This is a genomic window from Geobacillus sp. Sah69, from assembly GCF_001414205.1.
In the GTDB taxonomy this organism is placed as follows: domain Bacteria; phylum Bacillota; class Bacilli; order Bacillales; family Anoxybacillaceae; genus Geobacillus; species Geobacillus stearothermophilus.
Window position 1 is genome coordinate 22,452 of record NZ_LLKS01000065.1, and the last position, 6,692, is coordinate 29,143.

The 6,692-nt window shown below is 52.5% G+C and carries 5 protein-coding genes and 2 pseudogenes; 3 read left to right on the top strand and 4 right to left on the bottom strand.

Annotation, left to right across the window (positions count from 1 at the left end):
* Positions 1-6: 6 nt before the first annotated feature.
* On the bottom strand, positions 7-1,143 hold the full coding sequence (locus AP057_RS14230) for an IS110-like element ISGka2 family transposase (RefSeq protein ID WP_011229840.1): 1,137 nt from the start codon (positions 1,141-1,143) through the stop codon (positions 7-9).
* 676 nt (positions 1,144-1,819) lie between these two features.
* Between AP057_RS14230 and AP057_RS14240 the strand changes: the two genes are divergently transcribed.
* Positions 1,820-2,035, top strand: coding sequence for a hypothetical protein (locus tag AP057_RS14240; RefSeq protein WP_033015115.1), 216 nt, complete (start codon positions 1,820-1,822; stop codon positions 2,033-2,035).
* A gap of 100 nt (positions 2,036-2,135) precedes the next feature.
* Here AP057_RS14240 and AP057_RS14245 read toward each other — a convergent pair whose 3' ends face one another.
* The 3 genes from AP057_RS14245 to AP057_RS18190 all read right to left on the bottom strand — a co-directional run bounded on the left by AP057_RS14245 (position 2,136) and on the right by AP057_RS18190 (position 4,657).
* Positions 2,136-3,632: a carboxylesterase/lipase family protein gene (locus AP057_RS14245; RefSeq protein WP_033015113.1), complete on the bottom strand. Its 1,497-nt coding sequence runs from the start codon at positions 3,630-3,632 to the stop codon at positions 2,136-2,138.
* A gap of 241 nt (positions 3,633-3,873) precedes the next feature.
* Positions 3,874-4,053 (bottom strand): RHS domain-containing protein, encoded by a 180-nt coding sequence (locus AP057_RS18185; RefSeq protein WP_121625796.1) that lies wholly within the window; start codon positions 4,051-4,053, stop codon positions 3,874-3,876.
* Between the two features lie 385 nt (positions 4,054-4,438).
* Positions 4,439-4,657 (bottom strand): transposase, encoded by a 219-nt coding sequence (locus AP057_RS18190; protein WP_369813966.1) that lies wholly within the window; start codon positions 4,655-4,657, stop codon positions 4,439-4,441.
* A 146-nt stretch (positions 4,658-4,803) separates the two neighbouring features.
* Here AP057_RS18190 and AP057_RS16715 point away from each other — a divergent pair.
* Positions 4,804-5,793 (top strand): annotated as a pseudogene (locus tag AP057_RS16715) (transposase); the annotation flags it as partial.
* A gap of 473 nt (positions 5,794-6,266) precedes the next feature.
* Positions 6,267-6,692, top strand: a pseudogene (locus AP057_RS14270) (IS4 family transposase); the annotation flags it as partial.

Here is a 6,692-nt window from a genome sequence, read left to right on the forward strand (position 1 = left end):
GCTAGACTAAATAAGTTGTGGTTGGCGGAACGGCTCTTTGCGGGAGATCATGCAAAAGATGATCACCAACATCCGCCGAGCAATGGCGATGAGGGCTTTTTTCTTCCCGCACCGGGCCGCCAACGACCAAAACTTTCGGGACAAGGGATGCGTCTTGGATCGAGCTGCTGACCATGCCGCCTCGCATAACGCCGATCGGAGATGGGGATTGCCTTTTGTCGTGCGCGTGCTCTTTCGCTTTCCGGCGCTTTCATGGTTGCCGGGGGACAATCCAGTCCATGAAGCCGCCCGTTCCGGCGTTTCAAAGACGCTCATGTCGGTTCCCATCTCGGCGATGATGACGGCGGCGGTTTGTTTTTTCACTCCGGGCATGGTCATCAGCAGGTTCACTTCCTCGCGATACGGCTCGAGCAGGCGGTCGATGTGYTGGTCGACTTCTTCGATGAGCCGCTCCAATTCCTCMACGTGTTTCCACAAGAGGCGAAGGAGACGGAGCTCGTGTTCGGTCAAGGTGCCGAGCAGCGAATCGTACACCGCTTGCTTTTTCTTTTTGAGCCTTCCGCGCAGGCATTGATCCAACTCGTCCTTGTCCACGTATCCCTTCTCCAGCAGCCGGGCGAGGATGTCTTTTCCGGAAACGCCGAAGAGATCGGAGAGGACCGAGCCGAGTTTGACATTGGAAGACTCGAGCACTTTTTGAATCCGGTTTTTCTCCGAAGTCAGCTGTCCGACCCACTTTTTGCGGAGGCGGGTAAAATCCCGCAATTCGCGAATATCCGCTGGGGGGACGAAACTTTTTTCAACGAGTCCATGGCGGAGCAGCTTGGCGATCCACTCGGCGTCCGAGACATCGGTTTTTCTTCCCGGGACATTTTTGATCCGCTGCGGATTGGCCAGTGTCAAGTCGACATAGCCCTCGAGGAAGGCGAAGACCGGTTTCCAATACACGCCGGTGGATTCCATGGCGACATGGGTAACGCCATGTTCTTCGAGCCACTCAAGCAGGTCGCCAAGTCCYTTCGAGAACGTGGAGAAGGTTTGAATGTCCTTTTGAATGTGTCCATCTTCTTCCCATAGCGCGCAGGCGACGATGGTTTCGGCATGAACATCCAATCCTGCGCAGCGAGGATAGATGACATCCATGATGAAAATCCTCCTTTTCGATGATCGAGTGCGCAAACAGCGAATCCACGGGAGACATGCGGCAGTTTTCCGTTCGTCGTCACCTTTCCTCTATCACAGGAAAGGGCGGACAATGGGTGGTGCACCCAGTGGATTCAAACACTTTTCCGTACAGGGTCTAAGCCACCATTAAGCATAACGTCCTGTTAAACTGTTTGCGCCTATTCTTCATTATGGGAAGAAAAGGGGGATTTTCATCCCTGGGTGGAGGGCAAACCATTGCCCATGGATCTTTTTTGTGAAACATTTTTGTGAAACATTAGATTGGAAAGCCCCTCATCTAAAAGTTTTAAAAAAATACAAGCCAGAAGATGCTCAAATGGAGGAAATCGATGAAATCATTGACGAATGCCTGGCAAAAATCGCAACGTATCTGACCTGATCTGATCGGCCTGGAGGCAACGGAAGAATGGAACGGTGTTGAAGGAAAGACTGCGTTTCCTGTCTTTGCAAGACAGCTGAATCGGAGGGCGGGGGCCAAAAAAATTCCCTGCCTCTACCCCTTTGCATAGATGGGGGAACGTTTCATCCTCCATCTGCTTGACGCTCCATGCCTCGGGCGCGGTATGATCATTGTCGTCCGCAGCCGAAATGCGTTACAATAGAAAGCAAATCGGCAACGACTGGAGGGACTTCAATGGCAAGACCGGACGAACGAGTCGTCATCGCGATTGACGGCTATCAATTCAAACGGGCGCGCGAGGCAAAGGAAGGGAAAATTTTCGTCACCTCGCCGATCGGGGCGAACTTTACGTTTGACATCAACGTCATGCGCAAGCTCATCGAGGCCATCGACCGCGACCCGGCGCTCGCGGAACAGTTCGGGCTTCCTTCCCGAGGGGCGAACGAATAAAAAGGAACGGCGGTTGGCCGTTCCTTTGTTGGTTTAGCGGAGAGAGGCCGAAGCTCCATTTTTTCCGCAGACGGCGGTGCTCCCTCACGAATCAAATCTTCTAGCGTCCTTGCCATGCCGCCCGCTCGCGGCCGAACGGGTCGTCCTCGACATGGCTGGCGGCCGAAAAGACAAAGGCCGCCTTGCGCTCGTTCGTATACGCCGGCCACGCTTCCGGCAAGTGAGCACCGTTCGGGTCTCCGGTGCGGGCAAACGAGAGCCAAGCGTAATGCATTTCATTGGCGATCGCCTCGCGCTCCGGCCGGTTGCCGACGAAATTCGCGACGCCCGGCTGATGGAGATTGTGAAACACAAACGGCAGCTCGAGCGCGTGGCATGCTTTCAGCTGGCCGCCGAACACCGGCGTCTCATAGTCAAAGCGGTACATGTACACATCCGCCCCTTGCGCCGCTTGGGCGTCCGCCGTCCGCAGCATCCCCTCGACAAATACGCGGTACGTCATGATGCGAAGCCACGTTTGCCAAGTAGGCGCCGACGGCTCCGCCGTTTCTTTGTAATAGCGGATGGCCTCTTCTGGCACCGGCCCGACTTCCCGGTTGATTCGGTCAAGAAGTTCCTTTTCGCCAAGCTTTGTCCATGACGGATCCGTCAAGGTAAACAAGTTGTACTCGTCTTTCGTCACGCCGATGAGAATCGGAATGCCGCTGGCCGCCCCGTAGCGGAGCGCTTCGATCGGATGGCGGCGCAATACGCGGCCATCCACCACCGGACCGTACATGACCCCTGGACCGAGCGACAGCGCCGCCCGCAGCAGCTCCTCGGCAGGAATCGACAACAGCCGTTCGCGGTCGCCCGGACGGATGCCAGCCTTATCAAGAATGCGTTCGGTCATCGCCATCGCGGTCTCCGGCGAACGGAGAAGAAGCGATCCCGAACCGCTTTGCAACATGGCGCGCCGAAACAGCCCGCTGGCCTCCGGAAGCGACAACAGCACGCCGACGCTCGCCGCTCCGGCCGATTCACCGAAAATCGTGATGTTGTCCGGATCACCACCAAACGCCGCAATGTTCTCCTTCACCCAGCGCAGCGCCGCCACTTGGTCCAAAATGCCGAGATTCCCGGCTTGCGCGTACGCTTCGCCGAACGAATCACCGAGATGCAAAAAGCCAAACACGTTCATTCGGTAGTTGATCGTCACGACAACGACATCGCCGTGTTTCGCGAACGCCGTCCCGTCATACCACGGCGAAGAACCCGAACCGAACAAAAAGGCGCCGCCGTGAATCCAAAACAACACCGGGCGCTTCTTCCCATCCGCCGCCGGCGACCAAATGTTCAAGTACAGCCCGTCTTCGCTCGGCGCCTCGCTCATCCGCCCGAGCAATCCGCTGAAAATCGGATCCGACGGCTGCATCACGACAGGACCGAACGATGTCGCCTCCCGCACCCCATCCCACGCATCGGGCGGCTCCGGCGGCAAAAACCGGCGCTCACCGACCGGCGCTTTCGCGTACGGAATTCCTTTCCAAACAAAAACGCCTTCATTCATTTCCCCGCGCAACCGTCCGTACCTTGTTTCAACAACGGTTCGCTCCATCCCCATACCTCCTGAATATTCAAATGATTCAAGAAATATTATAAACCACCACCCCTCCCACGTCCATCGTTTTGCACCCGCATGAGAGGTGCTCATGCCGCTTCGAAAAGAGAGATGCCTCGCCCATGTACAAAAGTAAAGATAGCCGCAGCCGAAGCAGTGAACACCATGAAGGAGATGATTCGAGGCGCGATCACGCCAAAAACATTTTGTTTAAGTCACTCCATGCATGGTATCAAACTCAAGCCCCCAATGTATACGGATTTCCCGGACTGCCGCCAATGCCAGCGCGCCGGTTCACAATGTTGCCCCATGCGTCATACTCGTATTGGACAACGACATTTCCGCTTGCGTCCGTCAATGCCACGACATCTCCATGACCGTTCAAATGATAGTAGTAAGTGGCTCCGCCTTTCGTCATCGTGACCGGGTGGCCCAATGCGTCCCATGTATATTCCGCTGTGATGATGTTGTTGGCGTCTGTTTCAGCCGATAAACTAAGAAATACGTATCATCCCCTAAAAACAGATCCATGATGCCAATCCTAGCATCATGGATGCTCATTAGTTAAAGAAATGGACGATCCATTCCATATCTTCCAACTATAACACATAATAATCACATCCCTGAATCCGTGATAAAAACGCGTTCAAACTGCTGAGAAAGCTTGATAAATCAACAAATATCACACTTTTTGCTTTTCACTCAATAAGTGAACATCCGAAACTGGGCTAAACCCTTGATATGATTACGTTTTCCGGTGCTTTTGATGAGCTGCTGTCACGGATTCAGGCACATCGCTTTCGTTACACCATTCTCCTATGATTTGACGTTCTTCCTCCGTCAACTTCTCTAGGCATTAGCTCAATAACCGGCAAACGTAACGAACATTTCCGTGTTTCTTGCCCCCCTTTGTCCACATATTTGCGACAACGTTCTAACACATCGGTAAACAGCTGAATGACATGAAAATAATCCACCACATGTGTCGTCTCTGGGCAAACCCCTTGAATCGCTTTTTTCATCGCTTGGGACCCAATCGCTCACGACACACATGAGTCCATGCACGTCCAATGGCTTCCTGTTCTTTCCTGCTTCACTGGCATACACTTCTCCCGGCATCCATGATCGCCACTCCGTAGTCATGCCCTTTTCGAAAAGCAAACTCATTTTCACGAAAAGCCCTTGGAACGAGGAAAGGCTGTTTGAGAAGCTTCAAGAACGGGTTCTTCCCCAGATCGAACGCCTGGCCAAACGGACCCCAATCAGCCCCTTTTCCTTTCGATGGATGATACGATTTGCCAAAAAACGAAGCCTTCGTCACGGGCAACGCACGTCATTCAAGGATGTGATTGTCATGACTCCCATAAAGATCATCAAATGGTCTGGGGGCATTCGCTCGTTTGGCTGATGGTGCACACCTTCACGCAAGCGTTTCCGTTCGCGTTCCACTTGTATGACAAAAAGGTGGAAACCAGCAAAATGGACCTGGCAATCGAGATGCTTTCCTTGTTCAAAGGGAAACGGGCTCGTCCGATGTATGTGCTTATGGATTCATGGTATCCGTCCAAGGAACTCATCGAAGCCTGCCTGAAACAGGGATTCCATGTCATCGCCATGCTCAAGACGAACCGGATTCTTGATCCGAAAGGCATCGCCATCCAAACCAAGTCGTTGGCCCGCTATATCAAGCCTCAAGCCCCCGCCTCGTCACGGTGGGTCAGGAGCGTTACCGCGTGTATCGCTATGAGGGGTCGATCCATGGCCTCGATGACGCGGTGGTGCTGCTGGCTTAGAAGGCGGATCAGCCGATGACTCCGGACCATCTCCGTGTCTTCTTGAGCACCGATCGGGAGCTTAGCGACGAAGACATCTCGCGTTACGATGCCCAGCGTTGAACGAGCGAATGCGCTTTCCAGCAGGCGAAAGAGCAACTGAAGCTAGATGGATACCGCGTTCGCCATGTTCGGGCGGTGAAACGGTATGGGGCAGTGGTGCTTTAGCCTGCGTGTACAGCATTGCCGAATCCCAACAAACCCTTTCCGCTGGGCTGGAGTTGCTTCGATCGCGGAAAGGCCACAGCATCGTCGAGTTCATTGATAACGCTGCGAAGCAAGATATTCCCATTGATGCGATCAAAAAACAGCTCCATGTCGCCTAAGGAGTACCCTGTTTACCTCTTATGACATGGAAATTATTATAATGAAAAATACTCATCTACAGATAAAAAAACTATTTAAAACATTTCTATATTTTGTTAAAATTATATAAAACCTGAATCCGTGATAAAGACGCGTTCAAAGCTGCCAAGAAAACTGGATCAATCAACAAAATATTGCACTCGGGGTTCTTCACCTAATAGGTGAACATTCGAAATGGAGTCGAAGTCTCGACACGATTGGGTTTCCCAGCATTTTTGATACACTTCTGTCACGGATTCAGGATAAAAGATTTTGTTCAATCCATTTTCCAGTAAAAGGTGAAAGTGTAAATGAAGAAAATAATTCTTCCTGTAATTTTATTTATCAATCCAGGCGTGTTGATTATCCAATAAAATCCAAAGGGTATAGAAAAAAGAGCACCTTTCCTGTAGAATGTGAGTAACGACACAAACAAACCCAGGAGGTGCTCTCTATGAACAAGCATACCACACTCCCGAATTTGATGCAAAAACTTGTTTCGGATGAAGAGATTCAACTGATTGCCGAAGCGGTTGGGTATCGTGATTCGTCTCGAACCTTTACGTTGCGCGAGTTGATTCACTTCTTCCTGCTGGCCGCCATGCATCAATGGAAAAGCTTTCGCCACGGAGCCGATGTGGGGCCTCTGTATGGATTGCCGCGATTCCATTATTCCACAGTATCCAAGAAAGCGAAAGAAGTTCCCTATGACATCATGAACCGCTTGTTGGCGTTGATCATTTCCAAGTGCAACCGCCAAACCCGCCGCTCGCTTCGGTTTCCCAAACCGCTTCGGGTGGTGGATTCGACGACCGTCACGGTCGGGAAAAACCGCCTGCCATGGGCGCCATATCACGGCGAACGCGCCGGTTTCCCGACC